The 18295-nt window shown below is 37.8% G+C and carries 13 protein-coding genes; 6 read left to right on the top strand and 7 right to left on the bottom strand.

Annotation, left to right across the window (positions count from 1 at the left end):
• Position 1: 1 nt before the first annotated feature.
• Positions 2-3685, top strand: a complete 3684-nt coding sequence (locus FVA69_RS03480) for an AAA family ATPase (RefSeq protein WP_164528428.1) — start codon at positions 2-4, stop codon at positions 3683-3685.
• A 47-nt stretch (positions 3686-3732) separates the two neighbouring features.
• On the opposite strand, the gene FVA69_RS03475 is transcribed toward FVA69_RS03480, so the two are convergent.
• Both FVA69_RS03475 and FVA69_RS03470 read right to left on the bottom strand, forming a co-directional pair.
• On the bottom strand, positions 3733-5016 hold the full coding sequence (locus tag FVA69_RS03475) for a cystathionine gamma-synthase family protein (RefSeq protein WP_109911872.1): 1284 nt from the start codon (positions 5014-5016) through the stop codon (positions 3733-3735).
• A gap of 48 nt (positions 5017-5064) precedes the next feature.
• Entirely contained in the window at positions 5065-6099 is a 1035-nt protein-coding gene (locus FVA69_RS03470; protein WP_164528427.1) for an isopenicillin N synthase family dioxygenase, read from the bottom strand.
• Between the two features lie 238 nt (positions 6100-6337).
• Between FVA69_RS03470 and FVA69_RS03465 the strand changes: the two genes are divergently transcribed.
• From FVA69_RS03465 to FVA69_RS03455, 3 genes are all read left to right on the top strand, one after another.
• Positions 6338-7198, top strand: a complete 861-nt coding sequence (locus FVA69_RS03465; RefSeq protein WP_004914646.1) for a MetQ/NlpA family ABC transporter substrate-binding protein — start codon at positions 6338-6340, stop codon at positions 7196-7198.
• A 351-nt stretch (positions 7199-7549) separates the two neighbouring features.
• Entirely contained in the window at positions 7550-8149 is a 600-nt protein-coding gene (locus FVA69_RS03460; protein ID WP_164528426.1) for a nitroreductase family protein, read from the top strand.
• Positions 8150-8587: 438 nt separating this feature from the next.
• Entirely contained in the window at positions 8588-8887 is a 300-nt protein-coding gene (locus FVA69_RS03455; protein WP_004914650.1) for a hypothetical protein, read from the top strand.
• A 196-nt stretch (positions 8888-9083) separates the two neighbouring features.
• On the opposite strand, the gene FVA69_RS03450 is transcribed toward FVA69_RS03455, so the two are convergent.
• Together FVA69_RS03450 and mak are read right to left on the bottom strand one after the other, a co-directional pair.
• Positions 9084-11033, bottom strand: coding sequence for a bifunctional 2',3'-cyclic-nucleotide 2'-phosphodiesterase/3'-nucleotidase (locus tag FVA69_RS03450; RefSeq protein ID WP_164528425.1), 1950 nt, complete (start codon positions 11031-11033; stop codon positions 9084-9086).
• Between the two features lie 755 nt (positions 11034-11788).
• Positions 11789-12694 carry a fructokinase gene (gene mak / locus FVA69_RS03445; RefSeq protein WP_109911867.1) on the bottom strand — a complete coding sequence of 302 codons (906 nt, stop codon included), beginning with the start codon at positions 12692-12694 and terminating at the stop codon, positions 11789-11791.
• A gap of 189 nt (positions 12695-12883) precedes the next feature.
• Here mak and rdgC point away from each other — a divergent pair, with 189 nt between their 5' ends.
• On the top strand, positions 12884-13789 hold the full coding sequence (rdgC, locus tag FVA69_RS03440; RefSeq protein WP_164528424.1) for a recombination-associated protein RdgC: 906 nt from the start codon (positions 12884-12886) through the stop codon (positions 13787-13789).
• Positions 13790-14026: 237 nt separating this feature from the next.
• A complete protein-coding gene (locus tag FVA69_RS03435; RefSeq protein ID WP_004914659.1) occupies positions 14027-14542 on the top strand; it encodes a GNAT family N-acetyltransferase in 516 nt (171 codons plus the stop codon).
• Positions 14543-14881: 339 nt separating this feature from the next.
• Here the strand turns inward: FVA69_RS03435 and yedF are convergent, their stop codons facing one another.
• The 3 genes from yedF to exbD all read right to left on the bottom strand — a co-directional run bounded on the left by yedF (position 14882) and on the right by exbD (position 18291).
• Positions 14882-15121, bottom strand: a complete 240-nt coding sequence (gene yedF, locus FVA69_RS03430) for a sulfurtransferase-like selenium metabolism protein YedF (protein WP_004914660.1) — start codon at positions 15119-15121, stop codon at positions 14882-14884.
• Complete coding sequence (yedE, locus tag FVA69_RS03425) at positions 15118-16332, bottom strand: selenium metabolism membrane protein YedE/FdhT (RefSeq protein WP_109911866.1); 1215 nt, start codon at positions 16330-16332, stop codon at positions 15118-15120. Before yedE ends, yedF begins: the two co-directional genes overlap by 4 nt.
• 1533 nt (positions 16333-17865) lie before the next feature.
• Positions 17866-18291: a TonB system transport protein ExbD gene (gene exbD, locus FVA69_RS03420; protein ID WP_004905603.1), complete on the bottom strand. Its 426-nt coding sequence runs from the start codon at positions 18289-18291 to the stop codon at positions 17866-17868.
• Between the last annotated feature and the right edge of the window lie 4 nt (positions 18292-18295).

The raw sequence follows: 18295 nt of genomic DNA, 5'->3' as shown, positions 1-18295 counted from the left end.
TATGAAAATTTTAAGTTTACGTTTAAAAAATATTAACTCTCTTAGAGGTGAATGGAAAATTGATTTCACTGAAGAGCCATTTGCTAGCAATGGCCTGTTTGCCATTACGGGTGCCACCGGTGCAGGAAAAACGACCTTATTAGATGCGATTTGCCTCGCGCTTTATCACCGAACACCGCGTTTAAAAACCATTTCTAATGCACAAAATGAACTGATGACTCGCCATACAGGGGAATGCCTCGCGGAGGTAGAGTTTGAGGTCAAAGGTAAAGCTTATCGAGCCTTTTGGAGCCAACGACGGGCTGGAGGGAAACCTGATGGCAATTTACAACAGCCTAAAGCAGAGCTTGCAACGGTTGCTGATGGTAAAATATTGACCGTAAAAATCACAGAGATAAAAGAATTAGTGGCGCAAATAACAGGGCTTGATTATGAGCGTTTTACTAAATCCATTTTACTCTCCCAAGGGGACTTCGCGGCTTTTTTAAATGCCTCTGAGAAAGAACGCGCTGATTTACTTGAAGAAATTACAGGCACCGAAATTTATAGCCAAATTTCAATTTATGTTTTTAATCAACACAAGCAAGCCAAAATTGACTTAGATTTGCTAAAAGCAAAAGCGCAAAACATTAATTTACTCACAGAAGTAGAACATCAAGAATTATTGGTACAGCAAAACGATTTGCTTGAACAAGAAGCACAAACCAAGCAACAGCGTGCTCGCCACCAACAAGGGGTTAATTGGTGGCAACAATATCATCAACTCACCCAGCGCATGCAATCACTTGATGAAGAACTCAAAAAAAACGAACTTGAGCTCCAAGCCGCGCAACCTCAATTAAAAAGATTAGCTGATAGTGCCCCTGCGGAATCCCTTCGTCCATTATGGCAGGAAGTTGAACGACAACAGCAACAACTCACTGAATACACGAATAAACAACACCATTTGAAACTTAGCTTGCAAACCCAACAAACTGAGCGCACCCCACTGCAAGAAAAGTTGTTTAAATCGCAATCCGAGTATCAACAACACCTTGATTTTGCCAAACAACAACATCAATTGATTGATGAAACAGTCAGGCCTCTTGATAACCAAATTGCACAATTGAAACAGCAACAATCTGAAATTAAACAGCAAATTGAACAACAACAAATCACTCTTCAGCAAAAGCAATGCTTAGTTAGTGAAACGCAAAGTCAGATCCAAAATGCGTACATTGAGTTAAAAAAACACAATATATTCCTAGAAGAACACCCAAAAGACGCTGAGCTCAGTTCACAAATAGGCAGTTGGCAACAACAAGGCCATTTTATTTTCGAATTAGCTGATAAACTGGCCAGCTTGCACGAAAAACAACAGATACTTTCAAATGAAGTCGAGCAGTTACAGCGGCAACAGCAGCAGCAAACAGAGAAATTATCCCAAAAACGTCTCGAGTTAGAGCACAGCACTGTAGCGTTCAAAAAACAAGAAGAAATCTACAAGCGAAACCAAGAAAAACATGACATTAACACCATCAATCAACACATTGAACAGCTACAAGCACGTTTGCAACATGCTAAGTTATTGCCATTAATATTATCTCAATGCCTTAATGCGCAAACGCAAAAACAGAAACAGCTCCAAAAAGATGTTGAATTAGCGCAAGATATCACCACTACGCAAAAAGCGTTGAGCCTTGCGGTAACACATATTAATGAATTGACCCCACTCATCAAACTAACCAATGATAAATTACAATTAGAACAAAAAATTGTCAGCCTAGAGCATGAGCGCCAGCAACTAATAGCAGGTAACCCCTGCCCATTATGTGGTTCAACAGAACACCCGGCAGTTAACGATTATCAATCAATCCATCTCAGTGAAACACAGCAACAACTCATTGAACTAACAAATAAACTCGACCAATTAAAACAACAACAAACTCAGTTAGAATCACAACTTCACACACAAAAACAACGTCAAAACGAAAATTTACAGCAACAGCAGCAAATCAATGAACAATTCGATGTATTTAACCAACAGTGGCAAAAGACATGTGAGCAAGCACTCACACCTGAGTTGGCCCAAAATGAACAAGCCGTTACGCTCTTTGTTAATCAATTAACAGAGCAATTGGCGACGCAACAGAAAATAGTTGTGGATATGGCTGCTCTTGAGCGTGAATACCAGCAAACCAAACATCATTTACACGAACAACAAGCAAGCTTTACCCAGTTGCAATCAGACCTGTTATTAGTCGAAGAACGCTTAAAAAACCAAACACAACAACATGATGAGTTGCAAAAAGAACAGAGCCAATTCCAACAACGTAAACAGAGACAAATAGAGCAGTGGCAATCTACCCTAGCGCCATTTAACTTAAATGTGCCAGATAAAGATAAGTTCGATGAATGGGTTCTCGATATTACTCAGCGAAGTGAGCGTTTTAATAACCAAAAAATGGCGGCGCAAACACTTAGCCAACAAATTGAGGTCAATAATGCCACATTAAAAGTTGAGTCAGAGCAACTCAATATTCTCAATCAACAAATTGAACAAGAAAGAAATCGCCTTAAACAAATTGAGTTAGGTTTAGAGCAAAAAACAGCGCAACGAAAAACACTGCTTTCTGGCTTAGCTATCAGCCAATTTATTCAGCAGTTGAATGACAAACAAACCATACTTTTCCAAACTCAGGAACAATTAAGCAAACAACTCAATGAGGTTGATAAAGCCATCGCATCTATGAATGGAAGTTATCAAGAGCTCATTGACGCCTGTGAAAAAACAAAACTGGCGCAAATACAAGCTAATACCCTGTTTATTCAAGCACTTATGGATAGCCCATTTCGTCATCAACAAGCTTTCCTTGATGCGTTAATCAGCCATGAAGAAAAACAACAATTAGAAGCACTAAAACAACATATTAACCAAGCTCGCATACAGTGTGAAACGCGTTATAAAGAGGGGGTGCAGGCTATTGAAGCACTGAATCAACAGCGTATCACTGATTTTTCAGCGCTTAATGAAACGCAATTACAAACAATTGTTACTCAGTTCGATGAAGAAATTAAGCAAATAAACCAAAAACAAGGCCAGATAATTAACCAGCTCAGTACAGACAAGCAACTGCGCCATCAACAACAAGATTTGCTGCAACAAATAGAAAAAAGCCAATTAAGTTATGATGACTGGAGCTATCTCAGCTTACTTATTGGTTCTGCTGAAGGAGATAAATTCCGACGTTATGCGCAGGGCTTAACTTTGGACTGTTTAGTTTCTTTAGCAAATCAACAGCTTGAGAAACTTCATGGCCGCTATTTATTACAGCGTAGCCACCAAGCAAACCTTGAATTACAAGTTATTGATGGCTGGCAAGCGGATAGCATTCGAGATATTAAAACCCTTTCGGGTGGGGAAAGTTTTTTAGTGAGTTTAGCATTAGCTTTAGCGCTATCCGATATGGTAAGTCACCGTACACAATTAGAATCGCTCTTTTTAGACGAAGGTTTTGGTACTTTAGATGCAGAAACGTTAGATATTGCCCTTGATGCATTAGAAAGTTTAAATGCATCTGGCAAAACTATTGGCGTAATTAGCCATGTGGAAGCAATGAAAGAACGTATTCCCGTCCAAATTGCAGTGAAAAAAGGCAATGGGCTTGGCTTTAGCGAACTTCCCGCACAATATCGCATCACCTAACTCAATTTAGTGGCCATTCAGGGTGGGAAATTTCCCCACCCTGATGATTAAATCGCCTCTAATGCTAATTCCAATGCATATTTAAGGTCATTCACATTTTCAATACCTATAGATAGACGAACTAAATTATCACTAATACCGATTTGCTCTCTGACCTTTTGAGCAACACCTGAATGAGTTGTCGATGCCGGATGGCTAGCGAGCGACTCAGTTCCCCCTAAACTAACCGCTAATTTAAAGATTGCTAAGTTGTCTAGAAAACGAAATGCATCCGCCTCATTATTCCCTACATTGATAGAGAAAGTTGAACCCGCTCCTGTACATTGTTTTTGATAAACTTGATGCTCTACACTCGCTTTCGGAAAAAAAGCAGGAAAATGCACTTTACTGACTTTAGGGTGCTGATGGAGATATTCAGCTAATATTTTTGCACTCTCATTTGCCCTTTCCATACGTAATTGTAATGTTTCTAACGACCGCCCTAACATCCAGCTAGAGTGAGGGTCAAGCTGTGTACCGATGGCATTACGTTGAGCTTTTACTTTCTTGACTAGCTTCTGACTTCCAACCACCGCACCTGCGACTAAGTCTGAATGCCCTCCCACATATTTAGTTAGTGAGTACACACTCAAATCTGCACCTAACGACAAAGGCTTTTGAAACACAGGCCCTAGCAACGTATTGTCGCAAATGACTAACGGAGTTTGCCCATTTTGCTTCGCAGCTATCTGCTTAGCCACATGGCTAATTAATTCAATATCAACAAGTGTATTCAATGGGTTAGATGGTGTTTCAATATAGATAGCCGCAATTTTTTGCTCTTTCCCGACTCGATTAGCAACTTCTAAGATGGATTTCTGCTCGTACCCATTTTGAAATGGAACCGAAGTTATTCCGAAACGAGCCAACGTGTTTAAAAATAGGGTTTCAGTTCCACCATAGAGTGGCTGAGAGTGGAGTAGTACATCACCCGGTTGCAATACTGCCATTAAGCAAGTTGTAATTGCCGACATACCGGAAGAAAATAGTGCTGCGCTTTCTGCACCTTCATACAGGGCTAGTCTATCTTCAACAATCTCACTATTTGGGTGGTTAAAACGTGAATACACCAGTCCTTGTTTCTGGTTTTCGCTTGTTTGTGTGCGCCCACTAACTAAATTAAAAAAATCTTTTCCTTCCTGAGCAGTTTTAAATACAAATGTAGATGTCAGAAAAACAGGCGGTTTAATTGATCCTTCTGAAAGCTTAGGGTCATACCCATAACTCATCATTAAAGTTTCTGGGGATAATTCTTTACCTTGTAAATCCTTTTTATAGCTTTGTTCTGACATTTTTAGCTCCAATACGGTTTATCATCATATCTCTAACGACTCGATTACTCAGATAATATTGTTATTACTTATTATTTGCTCATATTCCTTAGGATAAAAGCGACGAGTTACTGTTAAATGGGAACGCAATCGCCCTTTAATGACATTTTTTCCGAGATTGGTAAATAATGGGTTTAATGGATCGCTATCCGGCCCTAACGCTTGTTGTGCTAAATAATGGGGTAAATTTAATAATGGGACTTCTTCCGCAAAAATATTTGGTGTAATAAAATAAGCAATGGAATAGCGGGAATGACTATTTTTACGCCTAACAACTTGATGAACATTCGCACGTAAATAGCCATTAGTGGCTAATTCAAATACTTCTCCAATATTTACCACAAATGCATTTTCCAAAGGTTCAACATCTATCCAACCAGCATCAGTTTCAACTTGTAGCCCCCCACTATTATCCTGCCATAATAAGGTTAAAATTCCCGCATCTTTGTGCGCTCCAACCCCTTGCTCCCCTTCATTATTATCTTCCCTTGCCGGATAATGAATAAGTTTTAATAAATGTTGGGCAGGGTCGGCAATAATTTCATCAAAGCTATTTTCAGGCAATTCTAATGCAACTAAAAATGCTTTAATTAATTTTACCGCAATGGTTCGCATTTCACGTTGCCACGCAAGTGCTTGGGGTTTAAGTTCAGGTAAGGATTGTGGCCATTGGTTTGGCCCATGTAAATTAAACCAGATAGGGTCATCTTGATTAAGTTGTAATGCCGGTAACTCTTCGCCAATATCAATCTGTTCACGGTAATCTGGCTGGCTACGAGTGCTCTCTTCAGTGGATGCCGTGTACCCTCGAAAATGCTTTGAATATTCCATCGAGATACTTTCTTTTTCGCTTTGAGGTAAGGCAAAAAATTGCTTGGTTGTCGCTAATAATTGCTCTCGGGTGCCAACGGAAATATTATGCCCAACGAGATAAAAAAAGCCAATTTCCCTGGCAATAAAGCGCAATTTTATATAGAAACTCTCTCGTGTTTCAGGGTTTTCAAGCTCATGTAAATCAATAATAGGTAATTGTGTGATAGACATATTAATCGGCCTTTTTAAATATTTATTTAAATAATGAATAAAATTCACGATATATTTATCACTCGATTAAATACCACATCTGATATTACTAAAAATAATTTAAAACTATATCGATATAACTTTTTGAATATTTTAGCCTCATATAACTAAAAAGAAAAAATGTGGAAAAAATATTATTTATAAAGCGTTATTTTTATTTGGTTAGATACTGATAACAAAACCAATTAGAGATCATCAAATGAAAAAACTACCTGCAGTGTTATTGTCTTTGTCGTTAACGGCCTTGGTGGCATGTTCCCAAGAAGAAAGCACTAACGAAACAACAGAGTCACAAAAAGCAGCATCACAAAAAATTGTTATTGGTAGCCACGGTAGTGATGCAGATATATGGCAATTTATTGCTCAATCACCGGAAGCTAAAAAAGCCAACCTCGATATTGATGTCAAAATTATTGATGATGGAATAACACTTAATGTCGCCACTATTGACGGAGATGTTGATGTTAATGCATTTCAATCTTGGGGCTTTTTAAAAGATTTTAATAAAAGTCATAATAACCAATTAACCGCAATTTCAACCACCTATTTTGAGCCAATGGGCATATATTCGGTAAAGCATAAAAAATTGGCTGATTTACCTCAGCAATCTATCGTTGCCATTCCTAACGATGCCGCCAACCATATACGTGCACTTAAATTACTTGAAAAGTCAGGGTTAATTGCATTAAAACCTGATTTCAACCAAGCCACAGGGTCTACTAATGATATTGTCTCGAACCCTAAGAACTTAGTGTTTAGGCAAATAAAATATGCTCATGGCCCAAGGGCATTACCTGATGTTGATATCGCAGTCATCGGTAATACAGCTGCACAAGAAGGTGGGTTAAATGTTTTAACTGACTCGTTATTTAGGGAAGAAAATGATGAGACTATTATCAATAATATCAATTTATTAGTCGTTAAAACAGATAACAAGGATAACCCCAAATTTGCCAAATTAGCAGAACTGTACCACACTGAAGCGGTAAGAAAGTACATCATTGATAATTTTGGCGGAACTAAAATCGAAATAACCAAAAATGTTAGTGAACTCAATTAAGTAAAACTAGTTATCATTCTTGCCTAGCAGGGTTACGCCTCTAGCTAGGCTCTTTCATTTCCCATATTCCTCCCCCTTTTATACTCAATTATTTTCTATGCATATCATTCATTAGTGTTTATTAATGTGGTTTTTTGCTATGAATCATCGCTAAAAATAAAAATAACCTATTGATTTTAAATCAATTAAATCCAACCCTTAACTTGGCGCAAAAATTTGAACCTTATCGTTAAATTTTTTTTCTATGATTTTTTATTCCCCACGTTATAGTAATAACCATTGAAACACACTACGGCTTCTAAGATTTATTCAATAACATGCCGTGCGCTAATGAAAAGCTAGGAGACTAAAATGTCTAACGCATTTATCGAAATGATTAAAAATCGTCGTACCATTTATAACCTCGGCGATGCTTTACCTGTATCAGAAGAACACGTCACGAAATTAATTAAAGAAGCAGTTAAACATTCACCATCATCATTTAACTCACAAACATCTCGTGTCGTAATTTTATTTGGTGCTGAACACAAAAAATTATGGAATATGACCAAAGAAGCACTACGTAAAATTGTTCCTGAGCAAGCCTTCGCTGCAACAGAACAAAAAATTGATAGCTTTGCTGCAGGTGCCGGTTCTATTCTGTTTTTTGAAGACCAAGACATCGTAAAAGGCTTACAAGAGCAATTTCCTTTATATGCGGATAACTTCCCAATTTGGTCTGAACAAGCCAGTGGTATCGCTCAATTCGCAGTCTGGACTGCATTATCACAAGAAAATATTGGTGCATCTTTACAACACTATAATCCACTGATTGATAATGACGTTCAAGCAGCATGGAATGTGCCTGCTAACTGGATATTACGCGCTCAAATGGTATTTGGTTCTATTAATTCACCAGCAGGTGATAAAGACTTTATGGACGATGATATTCGTTTCAAAGTTTTCAAATAAGCTGAAATAATACTAAAATTTTAAATAATCCCCTCGTAATATACTTACGGGGGGATTTTATTTATATCATATTATTAAAGTGCATAGCTTAATGTCATCACTTATGATTTCCACCATTTAAAATATAATAATAACTTATTCTAAATTAATCTGCGCTATCGACAAAACATATTTATTAAAAATACTTTATCGAAATAAATATAAATATTTACAATTACACTGTTATTATTACACTTTCATTACCACTTGCTCATTAATTGATCAGAAGAAATTAAACAAATAGATAAATTGATACTTATCAACGAATTAATCAATCACCCCACTAAACTCTAAGTATATTTTCATTTTTAGTTTTGCATTATGGATATTTGAACTACACTAAAAGTGAAAGCACAAAAACACGCTTCATCGTGTAACGTGTTATTAAGGGGGTGGACTATGAAAGGTTTATCTTTACTAACATCTGTTGTTGCTATAATCATTTCAAGTTGTTCTTTCACCTATGCAGGCAATAATTCATCAGGAGGTACAATTTCATTTACAGGTTATATCTATGAGCCACAATGTTCAGTCAATGTTGAACATAAAGAGCAAGTTAATGTTAAATGTTACCGGAAAGGTAAAGACATCTCGATAACCCGTTCCTTAAAAGAGGGCCAAAAGATAGAGTCTGAATATGTTAAAGTAGAATATGATAAATATTCTAAATTACCTATGTTGAATGTTTTTTATGAATAGTAATATGATGTCTACATTAAATTATAACCGCTCGGGGTATTAAACTTTAAAAGTGATGTTTATATTCCGAGCACTATTTTCCCTTATTATCCTCACTTCACGTTTTTTCCTCTAAAAAAATCGCCTCCCAAACCTATCAGTTAGCCATTAAAAAGCCCACCCGTAGGTAGGCTTGAATAATACAAATGCGTTAAGATTACTTCTCGGTTAAGTCTATTTGATAAATAGCAAAACCAATATCATCAGTACCGACTTGTTTCATCGGATACTGTGCATTTTCCTTGATGAAGTTTGCAGCTTTTTCACTTGGTGCAGTTTCAAAGCGAATATCCAGTTTTTTGTCTGTTTTAATTGGTGTAAATGACCAATTATTAGCCGCTTTAGTCGCAATTTGTCCTTTCTCTTTAGACTCTTTAGCAATATAAGCCGCTAAAATAGAACGGTTTTCATCCGGAGATGCAAATGCAACATTATTATCACCTGTTCCCGCAAATTTACCGCCGTAGCCACGGTAGTTATTCGTTGCCACTAAGAAGGTGGCTTTTGGATCAATCGGCTTACCTTGATAGGTGACATTTTTGATTCGGTTAGCATCTTTGTTGACAGTTTGGCAATCAACATCGTATTTCGCTGGTTGAGTCAAGTCGATTTGATAATTTACACCACTAATTGTATCAAAGTTATAAGTTCTGAAACCATTCCAATTCAATAAGCTTTGTGGTGCTGTTGATTGTGGGTTGATTTGATTGAACATTCCTGCTGAACATTCTAACCATTCGACGACATCCGCACCAGTCGCTTTAACCACAACCAATGTATTTGGATATAAATACAAGTCAGCAGCATTACGGAAGGTTAAATCACCTTTTTCGACTTCAATGAATTCAGTCGGTGAATTTTTACGACCGCCTGCCTTAAATGGTGCTGCGGCTGCAAGAACCGGTAAATCAGCCAGATCAGGGTCACCTTGAATAAAGTTTTTGGTGTAATCGATTTGGGCGTCATTCACGATTTGTACAGTTGGGTCGCTTTGAACCAATGCTAAATAGCTGTACATGTTTTCGGATGCTTTACCGATATGTTTCCCAACAAATTTACGAGTATCTTGGTGTTCTTGCTCAATAATTTTTGCGAGGTCGCCATCGCGTTCAACCAAGGCTTTCTTATTTGGTTTGTCATAGACAGGGCGTGCGTGAGCGGTTGCATCAACTACTTTCCAAGCACCATCATCATTATTGACCACTAAATCAACAACACCTAAATGATCACCCCACTGCCCTGGCATGACGGCTGGCACGCCATTAACAGTCCCTTTCGCAACATCAACACCCTTGATATCACTGAAATCTTTGCTTGGGAACACACCGTGTGAGTGGCCAAACATAATCGCGTCAATACCCGGAACTTCGCTGAGGTAATAAACTGAGTTTTCAGCCATTGCTTTATATGGCTCTTGCGAGAAACCAGAGTGAGGGATCGCAACAACTAAATCTGCTCCCTCTTTTTTCATTTGAGGTACAAATTTTTTCGCGGTTTCAGTAATGTCATTAACTAATACTTTGCCTTCTAAATTTGGTTTATCCCAAATGAGAATTTGTGGTGGAACAAAACCAATATAACCAATCTTGATGGTGTGTGTTTTGCCGTCTCTATCTTTAACCGGTGTATCGACAATAATGTATGGGTTAAAGTAGTTTTTACCTGTTTTCGCGTCGATAATATTGGCATTAATGTATGGGAATTTTGCGCCATCAATCGCTTTGTGTAAGAACTCTAATCCAAAGTTAAACTCATGGTTACCGAAGTTACCTACGGTGTAACCCATAGTATTTAAAAGTTTATGTGCCGGGTGAGATTCACCGTCTTTTAAACCTTCACCTACTATATAGTCTGCTAATGGGCTACCTTGGATTAAATCTCCGTTGTCCACTAATACTGAGTTTGTTGCTTCTTGTTTAGCGGCTTTAATTAATGTCGCGGTACGTACGTAACCAAATTGCTCTGTCGGCTTGTCTCTATAATAATCAAAGTCAACGAGGTTGCTGTGAACATCCGATGTTTCCATTACGCGTAAATCAACCGTTGCTGCGTTCGCATTAAATGCGACTAACATAGCAAGTGTTGAAAGTTTTAATACTTTATTCATGTAATCCCCTTAGTTGCCATTTTTGAGAGAAAATTGCCTCTCAAATTTGAGTACCTATCCTGTAAAATTGAACAAATAAACAACAAAAATAGCGTTAAAATTTTACACTATGTGCATGACGTCAATTTTTAATGATAATACACTGCAAACACTAACCATTTTTTGTGACTAAATCACGGTTTTCATCTTTTTATTGGGCTTGATTTTTATATAGCTCACAAAAATGAATTAATGATGACAAATTTACCCAAAATAATTGAAGTTATCTTGTCGAGGTATTGTGAATATTTTTTGAAGTAAAAAAAGAATTGTGATTTATATCACTTAATACAAAGTAAACTTATTTTGATTAAAAAACCACAATTCGTTACATAAATAAAATAATCAATCTTACTTATCAAATTTGATTTAATAAATATATTTATTAAATCATCTTCAATTAATTAAAATTTAATTTAAGTAAAAAAAGATGATTATTTAAGCATTAAAATATCAATATTATTTTCTAACTTATGTGTACCATAACTAGGCGAAAATAAGATAATTTGTCGTTTTCTCCTCAAAGTAAACTACATTTTTTTTAAATAATTCAAGTTGTGGCAAGGCGGAAAAATGAGGTCATCTCAAGGAGCATACATAAATATGTGACTAGAGTGACTGAATGAAGCCAACGCAGCCACAGCTTGAAGTATGACGAAAAAATAGGAGCATACATTAGTATGTGACCCGAGTAGCCAACAACGCTACAGCGCAAATTAGGACGAAAACAACCAAGCGGCTCCGCGCACCCCACTCGAATCGCCATGCACCGCTTTACGAATAGGCGTATCACACTCCCCACCAAATACCCATTGGCAGATCCTTGCTGGCAACGCTTCATATAAGTAATCGACATTGCTCATTCCGCCCCCTAGCACTATCACGTCTGGGTCTAACATATTAATGGCTTGTCCGAGGGCTTTTGCGAGGCGGTTGAGGTAATTTTCCAGTGCGATCTTGGCATATTTATCACCTGATTGTGCTAATTCGACAATTTCCATTCCCGTTTTTTGGCTTCCTGACATTTTCGCGTAATCCGCCATAAACCCTGTGCCTGAGACAAACAATTCCGTGCAACCTGTCAGCCCGCAATAGCAGTTTTCTGTTACTAGAAATTGCCTATCTTGCTCATCTTGCCATGGTAGAGGGTTATGACCCCATTCCCCTGCAACGCCATTTCCCCCTGAGTGCACTTGCCCATTTATTGCAATTCCTGCACCACATCCAGTTCCGATAATTACGGCAAACACGACTTTCTCGCCTGCTCCTGCACCATCAACGGCCTCAGAGACGGCGAGACAATTAGCGTCATTTGCCATTTTTACTTTACGGTTTAATAAATAACTTAAATCGGCATCGAACGGTCTGCCATTAAGCCATGTGGAATTGGCGTTTTTAACTCTTCCTGTCACTGGAGACAAGGTTCCAGGGATCCCAACACCAACACTGCCTGACAACCCCGTCGCCGTTTCTGCATCCGCCACTAAACTCGCGATCGCTTTAAGTGTCGCATCATAATCACCACGAGGTGTTGGAATACGTTTACGAAACAAAGTATTACCACTGTCATCCAATGCAATAACTTCAATTTTGGTTCCACCAAGGTCAATACCTATTCTCATTATGATGCTCTCTACTATTCAAGGGTTCTATGGTTATCATGGCTTGATTTGAGGAGTATTATCAATAGTTAGCTAATGAAATGATAGCAGCCCTCAACGTCAACGTATTTTTTTTCGCTTAATAACAGACAATTCGCTATCATAGCCCCATGCTCTAACTGGCTATTTATCAACAAAGGTAGGTTTTTCATGTGGTTCAAGAATATATTGGTCTATCGCCTAAATCGGGATTTGGCACTCTCCGCAGATGATTTAGAGAAACAGCTTGCCGCCCTCGCCTATCATCCTTGTGGTAGCCAAGACATGATGCAAACTGGCTGGGTTTCCCCTATGAATGGTGGTGATGCATTGACGCATGCTGCGGGTAATCAAATTCTTATTTGTGCTAAAAAAGAAGAAAAAATGCTGCCATCTCCTGTAATAAAGCAAGAACTACAGGATAAAATTGAAAAACTAGAAGCTGAACAAGGGCGTAAGTTAAAAAAAACCGAGAAAGACTCCTTAAAAGATGAAGTCGTCCATGCTTTACTCCCTCGCGCATTTAGTAAATTTAGTAAAACCTACATTTGGATTGATACTGTAAATCAATTAATTATTGTTGATGCCGCAAGCGCAAAACGCGCTGAAGATAATTTAGCCTTACTCCGCAAAAGCTTAGGTTCTTTACCTGTCGTTCCTCTGACTTTTAAAGACCCTATAGAGCTAACACTTACTGAGTGGATCCGTTCAGGCTCATTACCACAAGGCTTTGCTGTCATGGATGAAGCAGAGCTAAAAGCTATCTTAGAAGAAGGTGGTATTATCCGCTGTAAGAAGCAAGACCTAATTTCTGATGAAATCGCAAACCACATTGAAGCTGGCAAGCTCGTTACCAAACTGGCCTTAGATTGGGAAGAGCGTATCCAGTTCATGTTATCTGACGATGGTTCACTAAAACGCCTCAAATTTAGCGATACATTAAAAGACCAAAATGATGACATCGCCAAAGAAGACTACGCTCAAAAATTTGATGCTGATTACGTCTTAATGACCGATGAACTCAGTGCATTAATCGCTCGCTTGATTGATGTCTTAGGTGGTGAAGCCGAACACTAAATTTGTTTCCATATCCTCTATTGCTCTCACAATGGCAACTAACACTTAAGTAAGTTGCCATCACTTTTTAGATCCCGCTTACATAGCCACAATTAAGTCATTGACTGGTTGTGAAATCTCTGGTTGATTGATTTATATCCATATCGCAAATTTCTGATATTTAATTATGTTCAACAACAATAATAAAAATAATCCATCACTGATGATTATGGTCAATATTCTGTCGAAGGAAATGTTATGAAAGAGCTCATCGAACCTGAATTAGATGAAAATTCACTGGTTACCCTACAAAAAGTCACTGCAGAAAATTTTTCTGAAATTTGCTTACTAAGTCATACACTTAGTGAGGCACAGCGTAATATGGTAGCAGATAACGCCTATTCCATGGTGGAAGCACAATTTTCTGATTGTGCATGGTATCGAGGCATATACGCTGATGATGTCCCTGTTGGTTTTATCATGCTGCATTCAGGGCTAGATGACGATGAGTTAGAATATGACGGCATTATGCTTTGGCGCTTTATGATTGCAGAACCCTACCAAAAACTGGGGTTTGGCCGAGAAGCTTTAGTTCAAGTCATCCAGTATTTAAAGAGAAAAGGTTATCCTCGCCTTTATAATAGCTGTGGTGAAGGGGAAGAAAGCCCATTTGAGTTCTACAAAAAGCTTGGTTTTGTTCCAACAGGCGCTTATATGGATGACGAATGTGAGTTGGTTCTAGATATTACTAATTGGCAAGAACAAGAAGAGTAATCGAACTACCACCTATACTAACCGTGTTCAATTTCCCGATTTACCGACCGCTTTAATATTTACAGGGTATCACTAAGATACCCTATATAATTTGGGTTGTAACTAGGCGACAAGCGAACCGAGCCTTAGGAGCATGCAGTGTGATTAGGGAATAGGCGTAAGCCTATAAGTGCAGTCAACAACGCTACAGCACGAAGCATGACCAATACCAATACGCTAAATAGTTTGTGCTGTCGCAAGGCGGCAAATGCGTTAGACCCTAGGAGCATACACAAGTATGTGACTAGGGCTAACGCATGAAGCCAACGCCGCGACAGTGCAAAATATGACGCGTATTCGTTATTTTTGGATAAGATAACGAATAGTCGGCCCATCTTGCTGAATATCCAACACAGTATAACCGTAGTTTTTCGCATCCAGAGGAATATTATTGATCGACTGCGGGCAATCACTTACTACCTCTAATATTTCACCTTTTTTCAACGATGGCATTGCTTCTAATGTTGCCACTGCTGGGTATGGACAAGGTTCGCCGACCATATCTAACCGGTAATCAGGGATAATGTCTTTCTTACTCATACAACCTCCACGGATACATTAGATGCTTTTTGAGAACGTTTACGGAAAAAATGTTTTTCCCAGACCAACATTAGTACAAATGCGACCGCTAATAACCCATAAGTGACCAGTAATCCACCTTCTGGTCCAAAGGTTTCAAGTAAATTAACTTTGTCAAAATCAGTCGCTAGCCAAGGGCCTAAGTCATCCCAGTAGTAAGCCAGTACTGTAGCACCAATAATATTACCAAAACCTACCCACCAATAATGAACCTGGCCTTCTACCGCACGGTACATCCAGCCCGTTTCACAGCCACCAGCGAGTACAATACCGAAGCCAAACAGTAATCCACCAATGACGGCATTCGGCCCAGCCCATAAAATTTTTGGCGTTGCACCTAACTGCACATAGCTGAAAATACCAATCGCACTGACCGCCATACCAATAATGATAGCTTTCGCCATATGGGTGCGTCCGGTGATCCACAGATCACGAAATGCAGAGGTAAAACAAATTTGTGCTCTTTCTATCAGTAACCCGAAGCCAATACCACATAAAATGGCAAACCCCATTACTGGGGAGTCTAATAAGGTATAAAAGCCCCAAGCCAGTGCTAAAGTGAAAATCACCATTCCCAGTTTAAAGCGCCTTTTCGCCACATTATGATTTTGTGTTAACGGCGATGCGGTGCTGACTTTTTTTAGTTTCACAGGAATGCGAAACATTGGCATTAGTGTGAATTTCGCACCAAAGTATGACCCTGCCGCAGTAGCAACAGCAAAATACCATGCGTGTAATGAAAATTGAGGGATACCAGTAAAGAATGCAGCTAAATTACACCCCATCGCCAAACGAGCACCAAATCCAGCGATAATACCGCCTAAAATAGCTTGAAAAATACGTATCCGATGCTGAGGCATTCGTAATTTAATATTATTGGCCCATAATGCAGCGGCAAAACACCCGGCAAACATACCAATGATCATCACGCCATCAATACGATCCAGAGGTGTACCCTCAAAACCAATAACTTTAAAATAGCCCCATGTCTCTGGCTCTGCACCAAATAATTGCATGATGTGCCCGCCCCAACGCGTAAACTCACCCGTGACCGCCCAGAATGTGCCAGTCAAGCCAAAGTAATAGGTTGATAAGATACCTGCGGCAATAACTGCAGGTAATGGTTTCCAAAAACCGATGAGATAGCGAGATTTAAAATCAGACCAAGTCATTGTTACTTCCAATTCATTCACGCCAGACCTTGGCAGAGAAATTCGCCGTTGTATAATTATCGTTATAAGTATTTATATCGATCCCCACAGCGAAGTGGCAACATCATACTCCGATAAATTTTTTCGTGAAGTTATTTCATCATAAAACGAGAGACAGATTGATCTTGAGCACACTCAGATTTAAAGAAATAGATGAGAATAAAAAAAAAAGCGCTATCTCAATGATAACGCTGGAAGTGTAGTCTTATTTTATCTATAGAAGAGTATAATATGAAATTGCCGTATTACGGCGACGCTTGCTATGCGTAGTCTGTAGTCAGCCCATTTGACTCCAGTAATAACACTTATCTCACAGTATAAATACGTTCACTTAGCTGACCTACTTGTTAAGTAATTATAACTATTTTTAATACAAAGGCCTAAACGTTCACTAACTTTGTATTATTTCCAAATTAGCATTGGCCTTATTGATTCCCTAGCATAAGTAAATTATAAAAATAGATAACTCAGTATAATAAAGTATTTAAAAGTGTTTCTAAATGTTATTGGTTGCATTATAGCGCAACACTTTTGTTGCGCAAGTGTTTTTTTATTTTCATGACAAGCTACAAAAACCATGCAATAAAGCAATTAAAATCAAATAGATACATTAAAAAAAAACGAAATCAGGCAAAATATTTAACCTATAGTTAAGATATTACAAACAATTTACATTTTTTATAGAAAACAATTTACTTAAAATTTAAAAGTAAATTTAATATTAATTAATATATATCACATAGCTTTACAAATATATTTTCTGGAATAATAAAACCTTCTGAACATTAATAAAACTTACATATTTTTCAATTATAAATATTAATGGTATTTACGTAATTAAAATTTATTAACCTACGAATTAAATATAAAAACAATCAGGCTCATGATAAATAATAACTTTTCTGATGAATCCTTCCCTTACAAAATAACCACCAATTTAATAAGGAATTAGGTCAAATAGATTAAAAATGATCCCCACATAAATCCTTAATTATAATATGGTTTATTTTTAGTTAAGTTTCACATCGCTATTGCATCACTTTTGATAAAATAATCAGCATTAATATGCTATTTAACTCGCATTTAAAAATTAAAAAACCAAGAAAATGAATCAATGTAACTAATAGATAAATAGTAAAAAAGGTAAAATCAATAGACATTACTGTGATAATAAAGAAAAAACAAACAATGATTCATTATAAAAATTAATAAGATGTTTCATTGCTTATAGAAAATACAAGCAAAAATATCCTAAATAGAGTGAAACAATGAGTGCAATAGCCACCCCAGCCTATCAAATTACGAATAGAAAGCGTCAAATAAGAATAAAATTCTTAAAAAGAAATCTAATTAGCAAAATAAATGTGATGAGATAGACAAAAATAGTGCCAAAGGTAAATTAGATCGCCACAGGCTTACCTTAAGGCATAGTTAGATAATAAAAAAACGCGTTTTACCCTTAACGATAAAACGCGTTTATACGATGTAATTCGCTTATTTTGAAGTTGTTGCTTCCATACCCACTAAACCAATCTTCAAGTACCCAGATTGACGCAATGCATTCATTACATCCATCATAGTTTCATAATCAACACTCTTGTCCGCTTGGAAAAAGATTGTCGTTTCCTTATTAGAACTTGTTGCTTGGTCAAGTGTAGAAGCAAGCTGTTCTTTTGTCACAGCTTGGTCCCCAATAAAAAGCTGGCTGTCCGATTTCACCGTTAAAAAAACGGGTTTTTCTGGACGCGGCTGCGGCTTCGCTGTCGAGGCGGGTAAGTCGACTTTAATATCAACTGTTGCCAATGGTGCCGCAACCATAAAGATAATCAATAAAACCAACATAACATCGATAAAAGGTGTTACGTTAATTTCATGCATTTCACCGCTATCGTCTTGTTCGTCACCTAAACGCATTGCCATAATA

The organism is Providencia sp. PROV004 (assembly GCF_011045615.1).
GTDB lineage: Bacteria > Pseudomonadota > Gammaproteobacteria > Enterobacterales > Enterobacteriaceae > Providencia > Providencia rettgeri.
Note: the sequence above shows the minus strand (reverse complement) of the source record. Positions and strands in the feature narration are given on the sequence as shown.

What these genes read in the sequence shown, in the direction of transcription:
- FVA69_RS03480 (WP_164528428.1), top strand. Translation starts at nt 2, where the DNA reads ATGAAAATTTTAAGTTTACGTTTAAAAAATATTAACTCTCTTAGAGGT.
- FVA69_RS03475 (WP_109911872.1), bottom strand. Translation starts at nt 5,016, where the DNA reads ATGTCAGAACAAAGCTATAAAAAGGATTTACAAGGTAAAGAATTATCC.
- FVA69_RS03470 (WP_164528427.1), bottom strand. Translation starts at nt 6,099, where the DNA reads ATGTCTATCACACAATTACCTATTATTGATTTACATGAGCTTGAAAAC.
- FVA69_RS03465 (WP_004914646.1), top strand. Translation starts at nt 6,338, where the DNA reads ATGAAAAAACTACCTGCAGTGTTATTGTCTTTGTCGTTAACGGCCTTG.
- FVA69_RS03460 (WP_164528426.1), top strand. Translation starts at nt 7,550, where the DNA reads ATGTCTAACGCATTTATCGAAATGATTAAAAATCGTCGTACCATTTAT.
- FVA69_RS03455 (WP_004914650.1), top strand. Translation starts at nt 8,588, where the DNA reads ATGAAAGGTTTATCTTTACTAACATCTGTTGTTGCTATAATCATTTCA.
- FVA69_RS03450 (WP_164528425.1), bottom strand. Translation starts at nt 11,033, where the DNA reads ATGAATAAAGTATTAAAACTTTCAACACTTGCTATGTTAGTCGCATTT.
- mak (WP_109911867.1), bottom strand. Translation starts at nt 12,694, where the DNA reads ATGAGAATAGGTATTGACCTTGGTGGAACCAAAATTGAAGTTATTGCA.
- rdgC (WP_164528424.1), top strand. Translation starts at nt 12,884, where the DNA reads ATGTGGTTCAAGAATATATTGGTCTATCGCCTAAATCGGGATTTGGCA.
- FVA69_RS03435 (WP_004914659.1), top strand. Translation starts at nt 14,027, where the DNA reads ATGAAAGAGCTCATCGAACCTGAATTAGATGAAAATTCACTGGTTACC.
- yedF (WP_004914660.1), bottom strand. Translation starts at nt 15,121, where the DNA reads ATGAGTAAGAAAGACATTATCCCTGATTACCGGTTAGATATGGTCGGC.
- yedE (WP_109911866.1), bottom strand. Translation starts at nt 16,332, where the DNA reads ATGACTTGGTCTGATTTTAAATCTCGCTATCTCATCGGTTTTTGGAAA.
- exbD (WP_004905603.1), bottom strand. Translation starts at nt 18,291, where the DNA reads ATGGCAATGCGTTTAGGTGACGAACAAGACGATAGCGGTGAAATGCAT.